The sequence below is a fragment of the Nocardia sp. FBN12 genome (genome assembly GCF_050320175.1).
Taxonomy (GTDB): Bacteria; Actinomycetota; Actinomycetes; order Mycobacteriales; family Mycobacteriaceae; genus Nocardia.
The window spans coordinates 3,493,411-3,513,177 of record NZ_CP190048.1; the positions used below are offsets into that span (position 1 = coordinate 3,493,411).

The following is a 19,767-nucleotide window of genomic DNA, read 5'->3' on the forward strand; positions in this document are numbered from 1 at the left end:
GACTCGCGCAACGTCCGCCGCGGCGGCGGTCATGTGCGGCGCCGGGACTCGTTGAGCGTGTCGGCGAGCGTGCGGTTCATCTCCGCGGCGGCGGCCAGCTGTTGTTGCAGCAGCGCCACTTTGCGACGTAGCGCGGTGGCGTCCATCCGGTCCAGGCTCGGATCCTGGGTCGCGCGCACCCAGTTGCGCACCGAATTGGCGTGCACGCCGATCTGTTCGGCGACCATTCGGCAGGCCTCCGATTCGCTGCGCAACTTGTCGGTCAGCGCCACCACCTGGGCGACGGCGGCATTGCGGACCTCCGGCGAGACCCGGCGATAGGACCGGTGCGGCATCATTTCCCTACTCACTCCCGTTCGAATAGTCCGGCGTGCCACGTGGGTTGTCGCCGAACTCGCTGAAGCGCTGGTTCGTGTCGTGGATTCCGCTTTCTCGCTCCGACACCGTGAACTCCATGTGAAAAGGAATACCGGGCCGGCGATCCTCGCCGACCTTCAACAGGAACTTGCCGGTACCGGGTGGCGACGGCCGCTGCTGACCGGGCTTGAGCGCCTCACCGGTGAGTGCCTGTGGCGCCGACCAACTGGTCACCATCTCCTGTTCGGCGGAGGTGAACGGCACCGTGGAGTCGAGCCTGCTGATCTCCTCGGCGGGTAGCGCACCGAAGATCTTGGCGCGCGCGCGTTCCAGGAAGCCGATGGCCTTGGCGATCGCGGCGTCCGACCCCAGCGCCTGCAGGTCCTTGATGGTGTGGCTGATCATGATCAGCGCGGTGGCGAGACCACGCTGCAGACGGGTCAGTTCGTCGACGCGATCGACCATGAAGTCACCGAGCCCGAGCACCTGCCACAGCTCGTCCATCACCACCTGGAAGTAGCGCTGTGGGCCGAGATCGGCGTCGGCCAGCACGTGCGCGGCTTCGACGGAGGCGAACCCGTCGGCCCAGCAGGCCAGCATGACCGCGGCTTTGAGCTTTTTGTCGCCGCTGGGGATGTGCGAGACATCGATGCACACCGCGACGGCGCTGGTGTCGATGGGAACACTGGTCTGGCCGTTGAAGATCGCGCCGAACGGGCCCTGGGTGAGCGCGCGCAGCGATCGGCGCAGGCCCTTGATCGCGTTCTGGAATTCGTCGGGATTGTCGGCGCCCGCGTCGAGCATCAGTTCGGCGCCGCCGCGGACGATCACCTCCAGGAGGTTCTCCATGATGGGCGGCTTGTCGGGGGTGAAGCCGCCGGGCTGGTAGAGGATGCGCAGCGCGGTGGCGATCAGCGTTTCCTCGAAGTCGGCCACGCGTGCGCCGCGGACCAGTTCCACCAGGCCCGCGATCAACGTCACCTGCCTGGCCCGCAGGTCCTGCAGCACCTGACGTTGCAGGGCGGGTTTGTCTTCCAGGCGCGGCACGACCGAACCGAGCACGCCCGCGGCGAGGGGGTTCAGCTTGCCGTGCCCGTAGCCGAGGTCGATCACCTGACCACCGACGAGTTCGACCATCTTGCGGTAGTCGGGTTTCACGTCGGCCAGGATCAGCGGGGTGATGCCCTGGGCGATGCCGCCGAGCACGATCCGGCGCACCAGTGAGGACTTGCCGAAACCGTTGAGACCCAACACGAACAGGCTGGGCGCGGTGATGAAACTGCCACGCATGAACCAGTTCATCGGATCGAAGCAGACCGGCGCGCCGGTGTGCAGGTGCGAGCCGAGCGGGGTGCCGATCAGCGGCGCACCGGCACCGACCGACCACGGCCACAGGCCGGCGACCTGGGCGGTGGTGGCCCGGTACTCGACCGGGCGGCCGACCACGTTCATCTTGCCGCCGCCCGCGCCCGAGTAACCACGATCGGTCAATTCGGCGGTGGTGCGGTCGAATCCGTCCTTGACGACGGCGTCGGTGCGGGCCTGGGCGTTGTTGCGGCGCAGGTCGTCGGTGTGGATGCGGAAGGTCGCCCAGGCCGCGCGCAGGCCGGACTGCTCGCGGGCGATCATCTCGTAGCGGGCGCGAGTGGTGTCGTCGAGCAGCGAGGGACCTTGCGGACGCCGGTCCGGCTTGGCCGATTTCGCGGACCGTCCCGAGCCCATCGCCCGATCGGCGGCATCGTCGGCGCGCACCGCGCGCACCGCCTTCGCCGGGCGCGCCTTCTTCTTCGTCAGCTTCGGTTCGGCCTGCTTCGGCCGCCCGCGCGGATCACCCTGGGGGCGTTCGTGTTCCCGGCGTGGGCCGTGGTCTTCCTCGCGCAGCCCCCGTTCGGCCCGCGCCCTGGCGGCCCGCTCGGCATCGGGACGCGGGCGCCGAGTGCGCCGCTCCCCCGCACCTTCGCGGCCCGCGGCCCGCCCTCCGTCACCGCGACCGCGCATCTCGTCACCACGGGGACGAACGCGACCGTCCTCGTCCGCCCGCGGCCTGCGCGGTTCCTCACGCGGTCGCGCCGGTCGGCCGCGGTCGCCACGCGGTTCCTCACGCGACCTGCGCTCGCCCGGCGGGCGCTCTTCGGTCGTGCGTGATCCCCGCGCCGAGTCCCGCTCGTCGCGTTCGGTGCGCTCGTCGAGACCGAGCACGTCGTCGCTCACGCGCGGCGCGCTCCCCGCGGGCCGTGGCTCGCGTTCGCCGCGGATGCGCGGCGGCCGGTGGACCGGGCGCAACGCGACGTCGTCGCGATCGCGCACCGGGGGTTCGTAGTCGCGTCCCATAATCGCCTCACCCCGCCAATGCCTTCGGAATGGTCGCGTGTTCGGGCAGGATCACGCCGCAACCGAGCGAGGCCGCGAACGCCGCGGACTGGTACCGGTAGCAGCGCCGGATCTTGAGCCGGGCCTGCGTGGAGAGGTCACGGGTGATGGCCTCGATCCGGGGCAGGTCACCGCGTAGCGGTTCGGTGATGGTGACCAGCGCGCCGAACCGGGTGACACCGTGTCCGCGTGCCTGTTCCTCACGCGCCTGCTGGGTGGCGCCGACCCGCAGCGTCGCCGCCGCCGACACCACGCCGCGTTCGCTCTGCTGCGCGACGAGCGCGTTCTTGAAGTCGTCGTCGACGATCTCGGCGGCATCGGCGGCCGAGTGCGGCCGGTAGACGATCGCGATGCGTTTGCGTGGCACTTCGGGATTGGGCGCGAGCAGTCGCTGCAGGACCCGCTCGTCCACCGCGCCCTCGGGCGCCGCGTCCATCTCCCAGGTCACCGAGCGGCCACCGTCGTGGATCAGGTGATCCCATTTCTCGTCGTAGGACACCGGACCCGCGTCGTCCCACCCGAGACCGTGCCCGCCGGGGTCGGCCGCGGCCACCTCGAGGTCGGCCTGCGAGGCCGGGTCGTAGCTGCGGCGGATGAAGGAGATGACCTCCTCCGCCGACATCGGCTGCGCCCGCACGCCCGCCTCGGCCAGCGCGGCGCAGATACCGGGCAGCCTGCGCCCGATCTCCACCGCTTCCTCGGCCGGGTTCTTGCGGCGCTCGGCGGTCGTAGCCTTGAACGTGATCGCCACCCGTGGCAGCAATTGCACACGCTCCTGCGGCAATTCGGTGGCCAGCTCGTACATCACCTGCTGGGCCAGCTCGGGAGCTTCGGGGCGGGTGATCGTGGAAACCTCGTTGAGCAAACGGTTTCCGGTCTCGGGCACCGTGTCGATCACCGGCACCACCGCGACGATGTCGCTGGTCTGCCCGACCGAGGCGAGAAAGGTGCCCCAGGCCGCGACCCAGCGATCGATCACCGGCTGGTCCACCGCCTCGTGCCCCTGCGGCCAGGCCCGCAACACCACGGTGTACTGCGCGAACGCGGGTAGATGGATCATCCCGAAGTGATAGCCACCGGCGTCGATGCCTTCGTAGAGCTTCGACGGCGCGAGCAGCCCCGGCAGTTTCGTGACACCGCCGGGGATCCGGGAGAACCGGCCACCGCGATACACGTGCTCGCCGTTGTTGCGCGAGCGCCTCCAGTTGAACATCATCAGTCCCGTCTCATAGCCCGAGCGGCCCCCCGTCCGCCACACCAGGGGCACCATCACCAGCGCGCCGAGCCCGCCGACGATGAAGCCCCATTTGAATCCACCGACCATCGCGCAGATCAGTGCCGTGATCACCACGACGAAACCGATCACGGTCTCTTCCCAGCGCAGGCCGAAAAGGCCCGCGCTGCGCGGTTTCTGCCACAGCCCGTACGAGCGGCGCTCGTAGGTGTCGGTCGCCGAGGTGGTCATCGCGGAATCGTGCTCCTGCCGAGGTCGGGTGAACGATTCGCCCAGCGGTCACCGGCGACGTCGCCCATCGATTGGTCCGCGCGCGCGGTGGTGTTGGCCGCGGTCCGCGCGGCCGCCACATTGCGTGCCCCCGCGGGCACCGAGCCCGAACTGGTGGTCGCCGGTGGCGCGGAACCACCCCCACGTGGTGGTGGTGTCGGTCGCGCCGCGCCGCCACCGCCACCGCCGTTGCCGCCGGGCCCGGGTGGCCGCTGACCCGCACCGCCACTACCGAAGTAGCCCGCCGTACCGGGCGCCGCCGCGGGCCGGGAGGCCACGGCCTTGGTACCGATCGCACCCAGCGCCATCGCGCCGACCGCCGCACCACCGGCCACCATCAGACCCGAACCGCCGGTGCCGACGGTGGCGACCGCGGGGGCGACCAAGCGCATCAGCGCCGGCAGCACGAACGCCACGCTGCACAGCAGCACCAGCGCGACCAACATCCGCTGCGCGTCCTCACCGCTGGGCAACCCGCCGGACTCGGTGGTCTCGTCGACGTGTCCCGCCGTGGTGAACGCGATCATGTACACGATCGCGGCCACCGGTTTGAACAGCATGAACGCGATGATCCAGCCGACCAGTTTCTGATACGACTGCTTACCGGTCCCGGTCGCCGACGCGGCGGCAGCCAGCGGCAACACACCCGCGGCGACCACAAGCAGACCCTGCCGGACGATGGCCAGCACGATCTGGGCGAGCGCGCCGAGCAGGCCGACGATGGCGATGATCAGCACGAGGCCCGGCGAAAAGGCCTGCAATTTCGACGTTTTCACCATCAACTCGGCCATGTTCTTGGCATTGCCGCCGGTGGCGTCGGTGATGATCCACTCGGAGAACTTGTCCGAGGCCCGTGTGCCTGCCACGATCACCGCGCCGAGCATCCACGAACTGAACACCACTCTGGCGAACAGGCGGAACGATTCGGCGGCCTCGCTCACGGCCGCCCCACGTCTGGCTTCGGCCAATCTGCCGCCGGTGATGATCACCGAGGCGATCAACAGCAATATCTGGATCTGATAGGTGTAGTCGTTGATCTTGGTGAACAGTGCGCCCGAGTCGCTCACCGCCTCGTTGGGCACCTTCATCCAGAAGGTCAACGCCAGGATCAGCGCCTCACCGAGGCCCTTCATCAGCGAGTCGACCACCTTGCCGAAGGTGGAATCCCACGCCTTGTCCTTGATGGCGGTGGCCGCCTGGTCGGGATGGGAGCCGGCATTGCCTGCCTTACAGACCGCCGAGGCCGCGTCACCGAGCGAGACGCCCGGGATGGCGACGCTGTCGAGGGTGTCGTGCAGTTCGTTGCACGCCTCGTCGAAACCGTAGGTCTGACCCATCGCGACCGTCGGCGTCGCGAGCATGACGGTGAAGATCACCGCGAAGATGGTGACGATCCGCCTCAGCATTGTTGGCACCCCTCGATGGTCCGCGCGGAATCGATCCGGGCTGTGCTGTACCTCGATCACCATGTCGTCCACCCCGCCAGCGATTCCACGTACTCGGTCTGGGTATTTGCTGTCGTCGACGGTTTGAGCCGCCAGTCACCGGCGTCCCATACCACGATCAACCGGATGGCGGCATAGAGCTGCTTGCCGTCGATCACCGGGCCGCGCGATGCCAGCCGCACGATCGCCAGGTCGTCGGCGAAGTCGTCGATCTTGAACGCGTCGGAGGCCACGAAGTACTGGGTCACCTTCTTCGGCTGCTGCGCAGGCAGCCTGTCACCCGACAGGGCGGAGTCGTAGGCGGCCAATTGGGCTGTGCTGACCCGCAATTGCGTCACGTACAGGTCGCGGTCGCCCGGGCGGGCGTTGAGCCGGTAGGTGATCTGCGCGGCGGCCAGCGCGGCGCCCTGCGGGGTGCGCGCGTAGCCGACGGCGAGTCCGTCTTCGATCCGCGACGGCCCGTCGGAGGTGGAGAACGGCACCGACGCGCCGTAGACACGCTGCCAGCCATGCGGTTTCGTGGTGCCCTCCGGCGCGCCGGTCAGCCAATCCGGGTCCGCGGCGGTACGTTGCGTACCCGGTTCCTGGGCCAGCGGCTGACCCGCCGGGTTGTTCGGGATGTCCACCCGCCTGCCGAGCAGGTCGACATCGGGTTCGGCGAAACCCGTTCCACCCGCGGCCTGGGCGGGCGGTGGCGCGTTGTCGACCGGGCTGTCGCCGTCGCGAGTGAAGTACACGACGGCGCCGACGACCATGATCAGCGCGAGCAGGGCACCGGAGGCGATCATGCCGAAGGACGCGCGGTCGCGCGTGCCCGGCTCCTTCTCGCTCACTGTGGTGCCTCCAATGTCACGATGTCTTGCGGTAGTTCGCCGATCGGGTCGACCGGCCGGTCGAGCGAGCTCGGATCGGGTAACTGCAGTCGCCAGTCTCCGCCGTACCAGCTCACCGTGGTGTGGTTCACCGCCCGTGACCGGTCGGAGTATTCGGTGTAGACGTCGACTGTCGTTGCCTCGTCACGATATTCGGTAATTTTGTAACCCAACAATTTCGGCGCGTACTCCGCCGTGGCGGGTCCGGTGATCGAGAGCTGTACTCGGTTGATCGCCCACTCGTCGCGCGCCGGTCCCGGGACGAGTTCGGCGTTCACCACCTGGGCCCACTGATTGTCCGGTGCCACCGACAACCGGATGGTGTGGGTCAGTGCCGCCAGCCCGGCCCCGCGCGGGGAATGCTCGAAACCCGTCGCGGCGCCCTGGCTCACCGTTTTCGGGCCCTGATCGGTGTGCGGCAGGGAGATGCCCTGATAGTCCTGCCAGCCCACCCCGGTCGGGGCGGCTGCCAGCTCGGGGCCGGTATCGCCGCCACCGCAGCCGACGGCTGCGGCGAGCAACGCGATACCGACCGCAACCGGTCGTTTCACTGTGGAATTCATGCCGGCAGGAAAGCCAGCGCGATCGCGGACGCGGTACTGGCGACCGAGGCACCGATCAAACTCATCAGGACGCCGTGCGAGGCGTCGTTGACCGCCAGGTCGCTGCGGAACGCGATCCACAATCGACCCGCCGACAGGATCATCCAGGCCAGGCACGACAGCAGGACGAACCAGAGCAGCCAGTTGAGCAACTGCATCAGCGGCGCCAAGACATCGGCCGGGATCTGTTTGTAGGCGAGCATGGTGATCACTAACCGATGACCGCACTCATGATCGTGCCTGCGCTGGTCGCCACGACGCCACCGATCATCGCGCCGGCCACCATCTTCGGCGACTCGAGACCACCACCGGTCCAGCGCTCCCACGCGAACTTGCCGCCCGCGTAGGTGATGCCGCAGATGCCCGACAGCAGCACGAACCAGGTCAGGTAACGCACCAGCTGCAGGATCTTCTCCGAGCCGGGAGGAGCCTCCGGGGTCGGGTTACCGACCTGGGCCAGCACGGTGCCGTACGTGTCCTGCACGGCGAGGAGGAGCATGCTCATCGGGTGCCTTTCTCCCACAGTAAAGGTGTTGTGCCACAAACACTTCGACGACGACACACGTTTGTACACCACCGACCGGCGAACCGCCCGGCGTTCATGATCGACCCTCGCCCGACGCGGGTGCGCCGAGACTCGTGCGAATCGCGGCGACCACCTCGGTACCGAGGTCACCGATTTCGACCGGCACTTCGTCGAGCGGGTCGGGGCGGCGCTTCTTGACCGCCACCTCGTCGCCCGGCGACCACACCGGAAGCACATCGGACTCCACCAGAGTCCATTCCTCGAACCACGGCACCTGCCAGACGTGCCCGGCCAGCGAGCCGACCACCTCCCGGTACCGCCGGATCTCCGGTGCCATCCGGCCGGGGCGCGCGGCCACGGTGATCAGGCCGAGCACCAGCGCCGGACCCGCGAGCCCCGCGTGGTGCTGGCGCAGCAGATCGTGCGCGCGGGTGAGTCCGGAGATCGTTTCCCTGGCGACCAGGACGACATAGGGGGATTCGCGATCGAACACACCGGGCCAGCGCCCGCGCGCGTCGGCGGCGGGGGCGAGCACGTGCGACAGCGTGGTCGCGCCCGCGCCACCGTGCACGCCGAGCAACCACACCAGCGGCGCCCGGCCCACCCCCGGCACCGGGCGCTCCCAGATCTTGGCGCGCAGCGATTCTGGCGGCGCGACTACACCGGCGGGGGCGTCCGGTTCACGACGACGACGAAGATTCATGGCTGCCGTCATGATGCCACCCCCGCGAGCAAGCTCGCATACGCCGAACGTGTCGTCTCGGCCAGTTCGGCATGGCGAACGAGTTCCCCGCGCGCGAGATGCGGGTCGTAGGGGATCTCGACGACCTCACGCACCCAGCCGGACAGGTGTTCGCGCAAATGCTCCGCAACGCGCGAGTCGTCGTGCGAATACTGGTGCGAGACAACAATGGTGGTATCGGCGACCACGCCCGCGCCGTCGTCGCCGTAGTGGTCGTCGAGCCATTCCAGGGTGACCCGCAGCCGGTTGGCGGCGTCGACGCGGGCCGGAATGGCGAGCACAAGGGCAATATCGGCGTCGTCGAGCAGTGGCCGCAGTTGCCGTCCGGCAATCGGGTTGCCGCCGTCGTACACCGCCGTGTACCCACCGGTGTCGAGCGCACGCGCGACAGTGAGGAATGTCGCGCGGCGGCGCAGCGGGGTGGCGTCGCGCCAGAGCAGTCCGAAACCGGAGGTCGAACGGGAAAGGCAGTCTTCCAGTGGTGCCGGTTCGTCGTCGCCGCGGCCGTACACCCACGACTGCAGGTTCACCGGGTGCAGGTGCTTGTCGGCGCCGCGCAGGGCGATGTCGCTGCCCGCGGCGGTCGCGTCGACCGCCACGGTCGTCGCACCCGCGGTGACCAGTTCGGCGGCCAGGCCGAGCGCGGTCGTCGTGGTGCCCGCACCGCCGCAGCCGCCGACCACCAGGATCGGCCTGCGGGTGCCGTCACGTCGTTCTCCGTTGCGCCGCCGCAACCGCACCACCGGAGCCGGATCACGCGCAAGGTCATCGGACGGGCCCCCCTCGGGGGCCTCGTCGAGCCATCGGCTCCAGTCGTCTGTCATCGCCTCTCCTTACCCTGCCGCGATGCCCGTGATGAGCGTGCGATCGCCGACCAGCGCGGTCCGCACCGATTGCTTGGTGTAGGTGGCCGGTGCGCCCGCGGGCCGGAACTCGGTGACCTCCACCGTGAACCGGTCCGCCGCGACAGTGGTGATCCGCACGCAGTGGGTGGTCCCCACCGGGATGGTGTCGATGCCGCGCTGGATCACGGCGGCAGGCGAGACGTCGGCGTCGGGAGTGACCACCGCTCTGGCCTGCGCCCCCGATCTGGTCACGTAGTAGGCGTACTGGAAGGCAAGAACGGCGTCCGGACCCGAGTCGGTGCCGCCCGCTTCGGCGCTGCGCAACACGATCTCGGTGCGTTCGGTCGGGCACGAGCCCGCGGTGTCGGCGGTCAGGTTGCCCGCGGTGAAGTGCAGCGGCGGGGCGGTGTCGCGGGCGGTGTTGCCGTCGGCGCGGCCGAACAGCAGGAAGAACACGCCGGTCGCCGCGATGACGAGCACGAGAACCGAGATCGCGAGGACCACCCAGGCGCGCTGGCGTTTCCGGTTCGCGCGCAGGGCGCCCGAAGGTTCGAGCACGCGGGCGTCGTCGTATTCGTCGGCGTCGGCGTCCCGCCAGGGGAACTGGACGAGTTCGGCGTCGTAGTCGTCGTCGGGCCCTGGCGCGGGCTCGGCGACCCAATCTGACCAGCCGCCGGTGAAGTCGCTACGCCGTCCGGCCAGTTGCGCGAGGGGCGTCGGAGCAGGCTCGTCCGGGTACGGCCGCTTCTCGTACTCGGAGGCGCCGAAGTCGGCGGATCCGGATGCCGGGGACCCGGCGTCCCAGCCGTCCTTGCTGCCGACTGTCGAAGCCGTCTCGACGTTCCAGCCGTGTTGGTCGCCGACAACTTTCGGCTGCTCTTCTCGGCCCCTGTCGTGCGCGGCGCCGGTGCCGGTCGGCTGATCGTCGAGGGCGAGACCGAACTGCTCCGGCAGACGCTCCCCCACCGTGCCGGAATCCGGCATCGGCGCAGGGTCGGGGCTGTCCGGATATCGGTCGATGCTGTCGTCGTCGCCTGCCACCGGGTCGGTGGTGTCCGGGCGCGCGGGGGCACCGGCATCGGTCTCGGGCTCCAGCGCCGAGTACCAGCGCGACAATTCGTTGTACGACTTCAACATTCCCCCCTTTCCACGGCGCCGGGCACAGTTCGCATCGAAGACCTCTCGGTGATCAGTTCACAGAGAACGGACGGGTGGTGGGTGCGGTGGTTACGGGTGTCGCGGCAGGCGGAGTCGTCGCGCCGCCGGATGAGGCGCCATCGGCTCCTGTCCCGAACGGAAATTGTCCCCCACCGGAGGGTTTGGTTGTCGTAGACGCGCCGGTCGGGCTCTGGAATATTCCCATTCCACGCGAGTCGGACCCGCCGACCGGTACGGTTCCCTTCTCCGAAACACCGGCCACATCGCGGGCGAGCGCGGCGAACCACGCGCCGACGTACTGCGTCGGGGTCGCACCGCCGGCGCCGACGCCCATGCGCGAGTAGGCGTCATGGCGCTGCATCGTGTGCCAGTAACGCACCCAGGTGGTGACATCGAGGAGTTCGGCATTGTCGGTGACGTTCTGCTGGACCGCGGTGAACGCCTCGTTGACCAGTCGCACCCCGGTGGTCGGCGGCACGAGTTGCGGGACCGCGCCTGCCAGTTTCGTGCCGAGCAGCGTCAGCCCGGCCAGTGGATTCGACAGTGTGGCCGTGGCCAATTCGCTGATAGCGGCAGGATTGATCATCGTCTTCACCACGGTCGCGACAGCGTTCAGGCCGATCATGCCGACCTTCAGCAGCGCTCGGTACGCGGCGTTCACGTCGAGCTCGCTGCTCGGGTCGGAGGCGTCGGACAGTCGCTGCGAGATCGACTTCTGCGGAGAGAGCGACACATCGGCGAGGGTGCTGCCGGAGATGTCCTCCTCGGCCACCGCGGTGGCGGTTTTGATGGAGGTGAACGCCAGCGCCTGCGCGATCGAGGTGAGCGAACCGATCGGGTCGCCACCAGAGAGTTTCGACTGGCTCATGAGGTTGGTGACCGCCCGCACGATCGGCGCGCCTTGCGGAGCATCACACGCGAGATCGCCTGTGGCACAAAAGCTTGCGACGCGACCGGTGAGTTTGCCGAAGTCGCCGGTCTGGTCGCTTTGCGGTCCGAGGCCACCGCCGGAGGCGACGCCCTGGCGCACCTCGCCGATGGCGGCCAGTGCCGCGCCGGAGGTGCCCGGAGCCGCGAGTGGTGCGCTCCGGTCGGGCGCGCCGGGGAACAGCGGTGCCTTCTCGCCGCGGGTCGGGTCGGCGAACAACGCGACCGCGGCGACCTTGTCCGCGGACAACACGCCAGCGCCCGCGCCGACCTCCTGGGCGAACAGCGAGGCAACGTGGGCGCCTTGGGAATACCCGACGACCGCGATTCGGGTATCCGGGCATCGCTGAGCGACCTGGGTCGCCATCGAGCGAAGCCGCTCCAAACCGCCCGCCACCGATTCCGTGTACGGCACCGCGCCGCCCTGCACCGCACCGCCGAAACCCGCCTCGTAGGGCACGTACGCGCGATCGACGAGTCCCGCGTCGGCGGCACCGGCCAGCATCGGGCGGAACACCGTCGACAGCATCCCGGTGTCGGTGCTGGGCGCCGCGTCGGGTGACGACTCGCCCGTCCCCTGAATCCCCAAGGCGTACAACGCCGGACACGCCGCGATAGCTACCTGCGTCGACGGCGTGGTGGGTGTACCGTCTTCCGCGCCGGCCACCCCCGCCGTAACCGACAGCGAAGCAACGGTGAACGCGATGAGCGTCCCCGTCAGTCGTGTCGTGCACCGAGCAAAATCGATCCGCATCACAGTCCGTTTCCGCTGACCAGTGGAGCGTTGAAACGCACTAAACCGTAACAGATTCCGGGTAACCCAACCGCTGCCCTAATCGGCCCTTTCACTGCCCCCAGCAAACCCCATGCAGCCAGCAAACTCTCGGCGATCACCTGCACGGTCAACGGCCCGGGCCTCCTCGCGAGGAGGCCCGGGCCGTTGACCGAGATCAGGCGGCGGAGGTCACCCGGTACACGTCGTAGACACCTTCGACGTTGCGCACCACATTGAGCAGGTGACCGAGATGCTTGGGGTCGCCCATTTCGAAGGTGAACTTGCTGATCGCGACGCGGTCGCCGTGGGTGGCCACCGAAGCGGACAGGATATTGACCTTCTCGTCGGCCAGCACCTTGGTCACATCGGAGAGCAATCGGGTGCGGTCGAGTGCTTCGATCTGGATCGCGACCAGGAACACCGACGAGGGCGACGGCGCCCATTCGACCTCGATGATCCGCTCCGATTGCTCCTGCAGCGAATCGGCGTTGGTGCAGTCGGTGCGGTGCACGCTCACCGCGCCACCACGGGTCACGAAGCCCATGATCTCGTCGCCCGGTACCGGTGTGCAGCATTTGGCCAGCTTCGCGACTGTCCCCGGCGCACCGGGGATGAGCACGCCTGCATCACCGGTGACCCGTTGACGGGCTGGCGTGGTCGACGGTGTCGACCGCTCGGCCAGCTCGTTCTCGACATCGCCGATGCCGCCGAGCTGGGCCATGAGCCGCTGCACCACGTGATGCGCCGACACCTGGTGCTCGCCGACGGCGGTGTAGAGGGTGGAGATGTCGCTGTAGTGCAGCTCGTGCGCGACCGCGGTCATCGCCTCGACGCTCATCAACCGCTGCAACGGCAGCCCGACGCGACGGACTTCCTTGGAGATCTGCTCCTTGCCGCTCTCGAGGGCTTCCTCGCGCCGTTCCTTGGCAAACCACTGGCGAATCTTGGCTTTCGCGCGCGGGGAGACCACGAACTTCTGCCAGTCGCGGCTTGGTCCCGCGTTCTGCGCCTTGGAGGTGAACACCTCGATGACTTCGCCGTTCTCCAGCTGCCGTTCCAGCGCGACGAGGCGCCCGTTCACCCGCGCGCCGATGCACTTGTGCCCGACCTCGGTGTGCACGGCGTACGCGAAGTCGACCGGGGTGGACTTCTGCGGCAGCGTGATCACATCGCCCTTGGGCGTGAACACGAAGATCTCCGGCGACTTCAGGTCGAAGCGCAGGGATTCCAGGAACTCGGCGGGATCGGCGGCCTCTCGCTGCCAGTCGAGCAGCTGACGCATCCATGCCATGTCGTCGACTTCGGCGGCGTCACCGGAGTGCTTGCCCTTGGTCTCCTTGTACCGCCAGTGCGCGGCGATGCCGAACTCGGCCGTCCGGTGCATGTCCTGGGTGCGGATCTGCACCTCGAGGGGCTTGCCGTCGGGGCCGACCACCGTGGTGTGCAGTGATTGGTAGACGCCGTAGCGCGGCTGGGCGATGTAGTCCTTGAACCGGCCCGCCATCGGCTGCCACAGCGAGTGCACGACGCCGACCGCGGCGTAGCAGTCACGCACTTCCTCGCACAGGATGCGCATGCCGACCAGGTCATGGATGTCGTCGAAGTCTTTGCCCTTGACGATCATCTTCTGGTAGATCGACCAGTAGTGCTTGGGCCTGCCTTCGACGATCGCGTTGATCCGCGACGCGGCCAGGGTGTTGGTGATCTCCGCGCGCACCTTCGCCAGGTAGGTGTCACGCGAGGGCGCCCGGTCGGCGACCAGGCGCACGATCTCGTCGTATTTCTTGGGGTGCAGGATCGCGAAGGCGAGGTCCTCCAGCTCCCATTTGACGGTGGCCATGCCGAGGCGATGCGCCAGCGGCGCGATCACCTCGAGGGTCTCCTTGGCCTTCTTGGCTTGTTTCTCCGGCGGCAGGAAACGCATGGTGCGCATGTTGTGCAACCGGTCGGCGACCTTGATCACCAGCACACGCGGGTCGCGCGCCATGGCAATGATCATCTTGCGGATGGTCTCGGCCTCGGCGGCCGCGCCCAGGTTGACCTTGTCGAGCTTGGTGACGCCGTCGACGAGGTGGGCGACTTCCTGGCCGAACTCTTCCTTGAGCTGCTCCAGCGAGTAGCCGGTGTCCTCGACGGTGTCGTGCAGCAACGCCGCGACCAGGGTCGTTGTGTCCATACCGAGTTCGGCGAGGATGTTGGCGACCGCGAGGGGGTGCGTGATGTACGGGTCACCCGACTTGCGGAACTGCTTGGCGTGGCGCTCGTCGGCGACATCGAAGGCGCGCTGGAGCAGGCCGAGGTTGGCCTTCGGGTACAGCTCGCGGTGGACGGTGGCGAGGGGTTCGAGCACCGGCTTGACCGCCGCGATCCCGCGCTGCCCGGTCATCCGCCGAGCGAGCCGCGCACGCACCCGCCGCGACGCCGAGCTGGGCACCGAGGCGGTGGGAGACTGCTTGGCGGTTTCGGGGGGCGTCGCCGAGGCACCCTGGCTCGGCGTGGCGCCGGTGGATTCCTGCCCAACCTTCGCCTCGCCCAGTTGTCGAGTCATGCCACCACCTCTCACGCTGCATTCGGACCTTGTCGGCCGAGTGCGGCAACCGCCCAGGTCCTCACTTTAGTCCTCGTACCGACCTGGTGTTCGAGTCACCGGGGTCACAGGCCTGCGGCTAATCCGCCTCTCCGCGGTTTCTGCCGGTCGTTCCCGGGCAGCGTAGTGAGTTCGCGGGCCCGCGGATAGGTGTTCAACGGGTTTTGGACGTCCCCGACGAGTTACCCAGGTCCTGGCGTGATCGGCGGTTCTGTTCCGGCGCGTGTCGCGGGATCTCTGATGAGAACGAGTGCGTGGGGGCGACGAACCGGTCAGCGGTCGTCGGCGTGGGTTGGTCGGGCGCGGAGGCTGTGGCCGTCGAGGCGGCCGGGCGGGGCGGCGAGGAGGTCGAGAACGGTGGGGGTGATGTCCACGAGGGTGTGGGCGCTGGTCACCGTTCCCGGGGTGAAATCGGGGCCGCGGGCGATGACGAAGTTGGCGGTTTCGGCGGCGGTCTGGCCGCCGTGGCCGCCGGTCGGGAGGTGGCCGTGGTCGGTGGTGACCAGGATGGTCCACTGTTCGCGGGGGTTGGCTTCCGCGCGGCGGTCGACCGCGGCGACGATCTGGCCTACCAACGCGTCCACCCGGCGAATCGCGGCCAGGTAGGCACGGGAGGCACCGCCGTGCTGGTGGCCTGCCAGGTCGATCTGGTCGAGGTGGGTGAACAGCAGATCGGGTCCGGAACGCTCGATCGAGGACACCACTTCGGTGGTGGTGGCGGCATCGGTGGCCGACTCGTCGGGGTCGTCGGCGACCGGTGCGGTGGTGAGGGCGAGGTCGGCGCGACGGTCGCCGGTGGCGGCGATCGTCGCGATCTGGTGCCAGGTGCCGATGGAGACCGTGTGCCGGGCGGGGTCGGCCCGTTCGATCCGGGTGAACACGCTCGGGTGCGCCAGGAACGGGCTCGCGTCGAATTCGTTGTCGGTGATCCCGTGCTCGGTGTCCCACACCCCGGTCAGCGCGCTCGCCCACGACGGCCCGGAAATGGTGATGTGCCCGGCGATGTTGCCTTGCGACAGCAGCCCCTGCGCGGCGAGGTGCCGCAAGCGCGGGGCCTGCACTGTGTCGGCCTTGTCGAACATCAACCCGTCGATCCCGATGACGACGGCTTTGTTCACCACCGCGCCGACCCCACGCCGCGGCGTCCCGAACTCCCCCGCCGCGTCAACCGTCGCCCCTACATCGTCGAACGCCGCCACCGACCCGGCGGCCGACCCCACCAGCGGAATCGTCACCAACGCGGTGACCAGCGCGACAAGCACTTTCGCCGGAGCCGACATCTCGCGCATACCCCTCACGATGAGGGATTCATGCCGTTGCGGCGAGACCGGCGCGACGGTGTTCATCGACGTTTCATCGGCTCCGCACGCAACGGACGCCTCGCTGAACAACCCGCGAACCACAGGTCGAGCCGCGAACTCCGATCCACCTTTCGCCGCCTCGGCGCGCGCGTCGAAATGCTGCTGCCTACCGGCGATCTCACCGATGGCGGCATCGAGCAGAGTCGGAACTCCGTGCGCTGCTCAGTCCTCGTCGATGCCGAACGCCCACACCACGGCCGGCCGTCCGGTGGCCTTCACCCGGCGACGTTCACCGGTCCGGCCGAGGCCGGGAATCGCGGCGAGCGTGCGGTTGAGGTTGGCCGGGTCCGGGCGGGCGCCGTTGAGGGACGTACTGAGGTCGACCGCGCGGGTGGCCGGGAACTCGTCGCCCGCCAGTGCTCGGGTGAGCGTCGCGTCCTTCCAGAGCAGCCCGGCCAGCAAACCACGGCTGGTCTCGACGATCCGATTGTGGTCGAACGCCAGCGGCGGGACCTCGTCGAAGCCCACCCACTCGGCGGGCCCCTCGTGTTCGGCGACCACGGCCCACATCGCGATGGCCAGGGTCGGGCCGCGCGGGTCGCGATGCGGTTCATCGAAGGTGACGAGCTGACCGACAGCGCCGATCACCTCGGCCGGTATCCCGAGTTTGGTGTGGACGGCCCGTCTGGCGGCGTCGACGAGACGTTCGCCGCGGCCCAGCAGCACACCGGGTAGCGCGAGTTCGCCGGTGAACGGCTCGAATTCGCGGGGTGCGATGCCGATGCGAACGCCGTTGTCGGCATCCCAGCACCGCAATGTCACCACATCGATCGACACAACGGATTGCTCCACGTCGTCCCATCCTGCCTCGAGCGCCGTGCACTGTCTCGAGCGCAGTGCGTCGGTCACTGACCGGTACCGTGGTTCACGATACGGACGCCCCGATTGTTCCCTCCTCGACGAGTTCACCGGGCCTTCGCGTCCGTTCGGGACGCCCAGTGGACGCATCGCGATTCGGCCAGGGTCTGCGGTCGCGCCGATCCGGACCGTGGCCGGTCAGCACCACCGGCACCAGCAACCGCTCGGCCAGCCACGTCGCCGGGTCGTCGTCTATCGGCACGAGAACCGGTGTCGCGTCGGCGAGTCGCTCGGTCAGTCGCTGCTGGTGCTCGAGATCACGCCACCGGCCGGGAACGAGCTCGGTCAGCCTTCCCGCGGGCGTGTCGTATGCCTGTGCGGCACACAGCGTTGCGGGCACGTCGAGGTGGTTCACGACCAACCCGTCGATCCCGCCACATACGTCGATGGCGTAGCGCAACAGGATCGGATCCATGTGCCCTTGCCGGAACGCGCCCTGATACTGCCCGGTTCCGTTGTGCGGCTCGGGAATTCGGAGCGGCGCCTCGGTCGGTAGCGGACCGGCGCCGTGCCGGGTCGAATAGGTGCGGGTGACGCCCAGAACGGCTGCGGTTCCCCCGATTTCGCGGATCATGGCGCGTGCGTTGCGCGGCTCGACTGTCGACCAGGTGGTGTGCGGGTGCAGGCCACGCCACTCGTCGAGCAGCACGCCCTGCGCACCTTCGAACACCAATCGCCCCGCGCGTGCCGACCTCGCGAGTTCGTCCGCGCCGGTGACACGCACGGCGCGCGCGAAATCGCCGTACATCGCCACCAGTGTGTCGATCGATTCGTAGCCGTGCGCGCTGGGCCCGACGAGACTGTCGTAGTGCGCGGCAAGCCGATCCAGCTTGGCACGTAACACGGCGGGCGCGCGGCAGTCAGCCACCGTCGGTGCGTCGTGTTCGAGTGCGTACCACGCTGTTTCGCCGATGCCACGTCCGCAGGAACCGTGCCGCGAAGAACCCCTCGCGTCCTCGCGGGCACGGTTCGCGGCGATGTGGATCGGGGTGGTCAGCAGGGCGCGCCCGTCGACGGCGAGCAGTCCGAGCGGGTCCCGAACGCCGAGCCCGGCCAGCTGTTCGGATTCGGCGGCGAGCGCGATCGGCTCGACCAGCATGTGCCGCGACAGCAGGGTCGAGACCCCGGAGAAGGTCCCCGATCCGAACTGCGCGAAGGTGTGGTGGCGACCGTCGGCCACGACATTGTGCGCCGCCTGCGCACCGCCGTTGAACCGCACGACGGCCGCCACCCCGAGATCGGCCTCGGCCGAACACAACCAGTCGACCGTCGCGCCTTTGCCCGCGTCACCGAATCCCAGATCGACAACGATGAGGTGATCCGCACCGAACATCGCAGTGCTCCTTGCTCTTTCGATCTCAACGACCGGGCGGCAAGGCGCGCATGGTCCGCCCTGGCTTCGAACCGAGCGCCCGCCCGACCGCGTCCGCCTCGTCACCCGACCCGACATCGCGCAAATCGGCCAGCCCGGTATCGAGATCCACGCGGTCCTCCCCCAATCCGATGGTCAGCGCGATGAGTTCGCAGACCGCGCCTGGGTCGTCGAGTTTCAGGAAGTTCTGCCCCAGCAGTTCCCGCCAGTGCTCGGCGATTTCCGGATCCCGGTAGTAGGAGGACTGATTCGGCAGAATGTAGTACACGTGCCACCGCCGCTCGAGTTCGCGATAGATCGACTCGACCGACACATCGCGCCGCACATGATCACCGACCACCGCCCTGATGTGCCGCGCGGCCAGGCGAGGTTTGTTCAACTCGTCGCCGATCAGGAACAGATACCCTTTCTTTCCGCGCTTGTCCCAGGCATCCGTCGCCACATGCTCGGCCATGAAATCGGCAGCCAGTTCGTAACTTTCGGACTTCTGACCACCGCCGCCACCTTCGAGCAGAATCGCCCGCAGCTGTTCGTCCATCCGATTGTCGGATTCGAACTGCCCGACCTGCAGCGGCACCCGATCGGTATCGGCATCACCGATCGCGCCGAACAGGATCTGCGGATCCTGGGCATATCCCTTGTTCTTCAACAGCCCGTGCAGTTTCCCGAGCTTGTCCTGCATGATCCGCGGCACCCGCCCCATCGACCCGGTCACATCGAACAGCACGGCCACCGGCAGCGAATTCCCGTGCTCGGCCGAATCCCGGCACTCCCGCTTACCGACCCCGAACGGATCCAGCAACGGATGCGCGCACCACGTGTCATACGGCTTGGCCCGCATCTCGGCCGTGTACCCGAAATCGTCCACCCCCTGCCGCGCCCGAAAGGTCTTCCCCGCCCGGTAGGCGGTGTCGTCCCAGCTCCCGTACCCCATCCGAACCACTCCCTCTCGCGTTATCGTTGTTTTAGTCTATCCAACCAAAACAACGATCGTCAAGGCGCCCGGGCAGATTCACCCTGGGCGCACCCGTCAGGGGCAACGGCCGTCCGACAGTGGCGTCAAGCGCGTAGCGACGAGGCCGACGCCGGGACCAGGCCTACCGCCGGGACCCGGATGCCACGTGACGTTGTCCGAGGCAAGCGGGGTGGCACACTCCTTGCAGACGACCACACCCTCGGTCACCCGACCACAGTCGCGGTGGACCACCAACAGCGGCACCCCTTCATCACCGGCCAGCCAGCGATCACCCCAGGCCAGCAGCATGGTCAGGATCGGATAGAGATCGCGACCACGATCAGTGAGTACATACTCGGTGCGGGTCGGATTCTCCTGGTACACGCAGCTTTCCACGATCTCGTGGTCGCGCAGCGTGCGCAGCCGGTCGGTCAGCACGTTGGACGCGATACCGAGGTCGCGACGCAGATCCTCGAAGCGGGTGATGCCGAGGAATACTTTGCTCGGCACC

General features: G+C 68.4%; 18 protein-coding genes. All 18 read right to left on the bottom strand.

The features are described from left to right. Nucleotides 1-29 precede the first annotated feature (29 nt). Complete coding sequence (locus ACQHI0_RS16820; RefSeq protein WP_427908870.1) at nt 30-350, bottom strand: transposase; 321 nt, start codon at nt 348-350, stop codon at nt 30-32. Then, a complete protein-coding gene (locus ACQHI0_RS16825) occupies nt 343-2,688 on the bottom strand; it encodes a hypothetical protein (protein WP_427908871.1) in 2,346 nt (781 codons plus the stop codon). Before ACQHI0_RS16825 ends, ACQHI0_RS16820 begins: the two co-directional genes overlap by 8 nt. A gap of 7 nt (nt 2,689-2,695) precedes the next feature. Continuing rightward, nucleotides 2,696-4,192 carry an SCO6880 family protein gene (locus ACQHI0_RS16830; RefSeq protein WP_301901530.1) on the bottom strand — a complete coding sequence of 499 codons (1,497 nt, stop codon included), beginning with the start codon at nt 4,190-4,192 and terminating at the stop codon, nt 2,696-2,698. Beyond that, the gene (locus ACQHI0_RS16835; RefSeq protein WP_427909189.1) at nt 4,189-5,637 is read right to left on the bottom strand and encodes a hypothetical protein; all 1,449 of its coding nucleotides are present in this window, start codon (nt 5,635-5,637) and stop codon (nt 4,189-4,191) included. Before ACQHI0_RS16835 ends, ACQHI0_RS16830 begins: the two co-directional genes overlap by 4 nt. A gap of 56 nt (nt 5,638-5,693) precedes the next feature. After that, the gene (locus tag ACQHI0_RS16840) at nt 5,694-6,509 is read right to left on the bottom strand and encodes a hypothetical protein (protein WP_427908872.1); all 816 of its coding nucleotides are present in this window, start codon (nt 6,507-6,509) and stop codon (nt 5,694-5,696) included. Beyond that, nucleotides 6,506-7,111, bottom strand: coding sequence for a hypothetical protein (locus ACQHI0_RS16845; RefSeq protein ID WP_427908873.1), 606 nt, complete (start codon nt 7,109-7,111; stop codon nt 6,506-6,508). The genes ACQHI0_RS16840 and ACQHI0_RS16845 overlap by 4 nt, the downstream gene beginning before the upstream one ends. Then, nucleotides 7,108-7,353 (bottom strand): hypothetical protein, encoded by a 246-nt coding sequence (locus tag ACQHI0_RS16850; protein ID WP_427908874.1) that lies wholly within the window; start codon nt 7,351-7,353, stop codon nt 7,108-7,110. The genes ACQHI0_RS16845 and ACQHI0_RS16850 overlap by 4 nt, the downstream gene beginning before the upstream one ends. Before the next feature lie 8 nt (nt 7,354-7,361). Then, nucleotides 7,362-7,655 carry a hypothetical protein gene (locus ACQHI0_RS16855; RefSeq protein WP_056815437.1) on the bottom strand — a complete coding sequence of 98 codons (294 nt, stop codon included), beginning with the start codon at nt 7,653-7,655 and terminating at the stop codon, nt 7,362-7,364. A 94-nt stretch (nt 7,656-7,749) separates the two neighbouring features. Further along, nucleotides 7,750-8,391 (bottom strand): hypothetical protein, encoded by a 642-nt coding sequence (locus ACQHI0_RS16860; RefSeq protein ID WP_427908875.1) that lies wholly within the window; start codon nt 8,389-8,391, stop codon nt 7,750-7,752. Continuing rightward, the gene (locus tag ACQHI0_RS16865) at nt 8,388-9,242 is read right to left on the bottom strand and encodes a MinD/ParA family ATP-binding protein (RefSeq protein WP_379293129.1); all 855 of its coding nucleotides are present in this window, start codon (nt 9,240-9,242) and stop codon (nt 8,388-8,390) included. Before ACQHI0_RS16865 ends, ACQHI0_RS16860 begins: the two co-directional genes overlap by 4 nt. Before the next feature lie 9 nt (nt 9,243-9,251). Next, the gene (locus ACQHI0_RS16870) at nt 9,252-10,400 is read right to left on the bottom strand and encodes a hypothetical protein (protein ID WP_427908876.1); all 1,149 of its coding nucleotides are present in this window, start codon (nt 10,398-10,400) and stop codon (nt 9,252-9,254) included. Nucleotides 10,401-10,452: 52 nt separating this feature from the next. Further along, nucleotides 10,453-12,102, bottom strand: a complete 1,650-nt coding sequence (locus ACQHI0_RS16875) for a cutinase family protein (protein WP_427908877.1) — start codon at nt 12,100-12,102, stop codon at nt 10,453-10,455. 196 nt (nt 12,103-12,298) lie between these two features. After that, nucleotides 12,299-14,671: a RelA/SpoT family protein gene (locus ACQHI0_RS16880; protein ID WP_427908878.1), complete on the bottom strand. Its 2,373-nt coding sequence runs from the start codon at nt 14,669-14,671 to the stop codon at nt 12,299-12,301. 311 nt (nt 14,672-14,982) lie between these two features. Next, a complete protein-coding gene (locus ACQHI0_RS16885) occupies nt 14,983-15,999 on the bottom strand; it encodes an alkaline phosphatase family protein (protein WP_427908879.1) in 1,017 nt (338 codons plus the stop codon). Nucleotides 16,000-16,233: 234 nt separating this feature from the next. After that, nucleotides 16,234-16,863: an NUDIX domain-containing protein gene (locus tag ACQHI0_RS16890; protein WP_427908880.1), complete on the bottom strand. Its 630-nt coding sequence runs from the start codon at nt 16,861-16,863 to the stop codon at nt 16,234-16,236. Nucleotides 16,864-16,936: 73 nt separating this feature from the next. Next, nucleotides 16,937-18,262 carry an adenylosuccinate synthetase gene (locus ACQHI0_RS16895; protein ID WP_427908881.1) on the bottom strand — a complete coding sequence of 442 codons (1,326 nt, stop codon included), beginning with the start codon at nt 18,260-18,262 and terminating at the stop codon, nt 16,937-16,939. Nucleotides 18,263-18,287: 25 nt separating this feature from the next. Continuing rightward, nucleotides 18,288-19,235 (bottom strand): hypothetical protein, encoded by a 948-nt coding sequence (locus ACQHI0_RS16900; RefSeq protein WP_427908882.1) that lies wholly within the window; start codon nt 19,233-19,235, stop codon nt 18,288-18,290. 96 nt (nt 19,236-19,331) lie between these two features. Next, on the bottom strand, nt 19,332-19,766 hold the full coding sequence (locus ACQHI0_RS16905; protein WP_427908883.1) for a winged helix-turn-helix transcriptional regulator: 435 nt from the start codon (nt 19,764-19,766) through the stop codon (nt 19,332-19,334). Between the last annotated feature and the right edge of the window lies 1 nt (nt 19,767).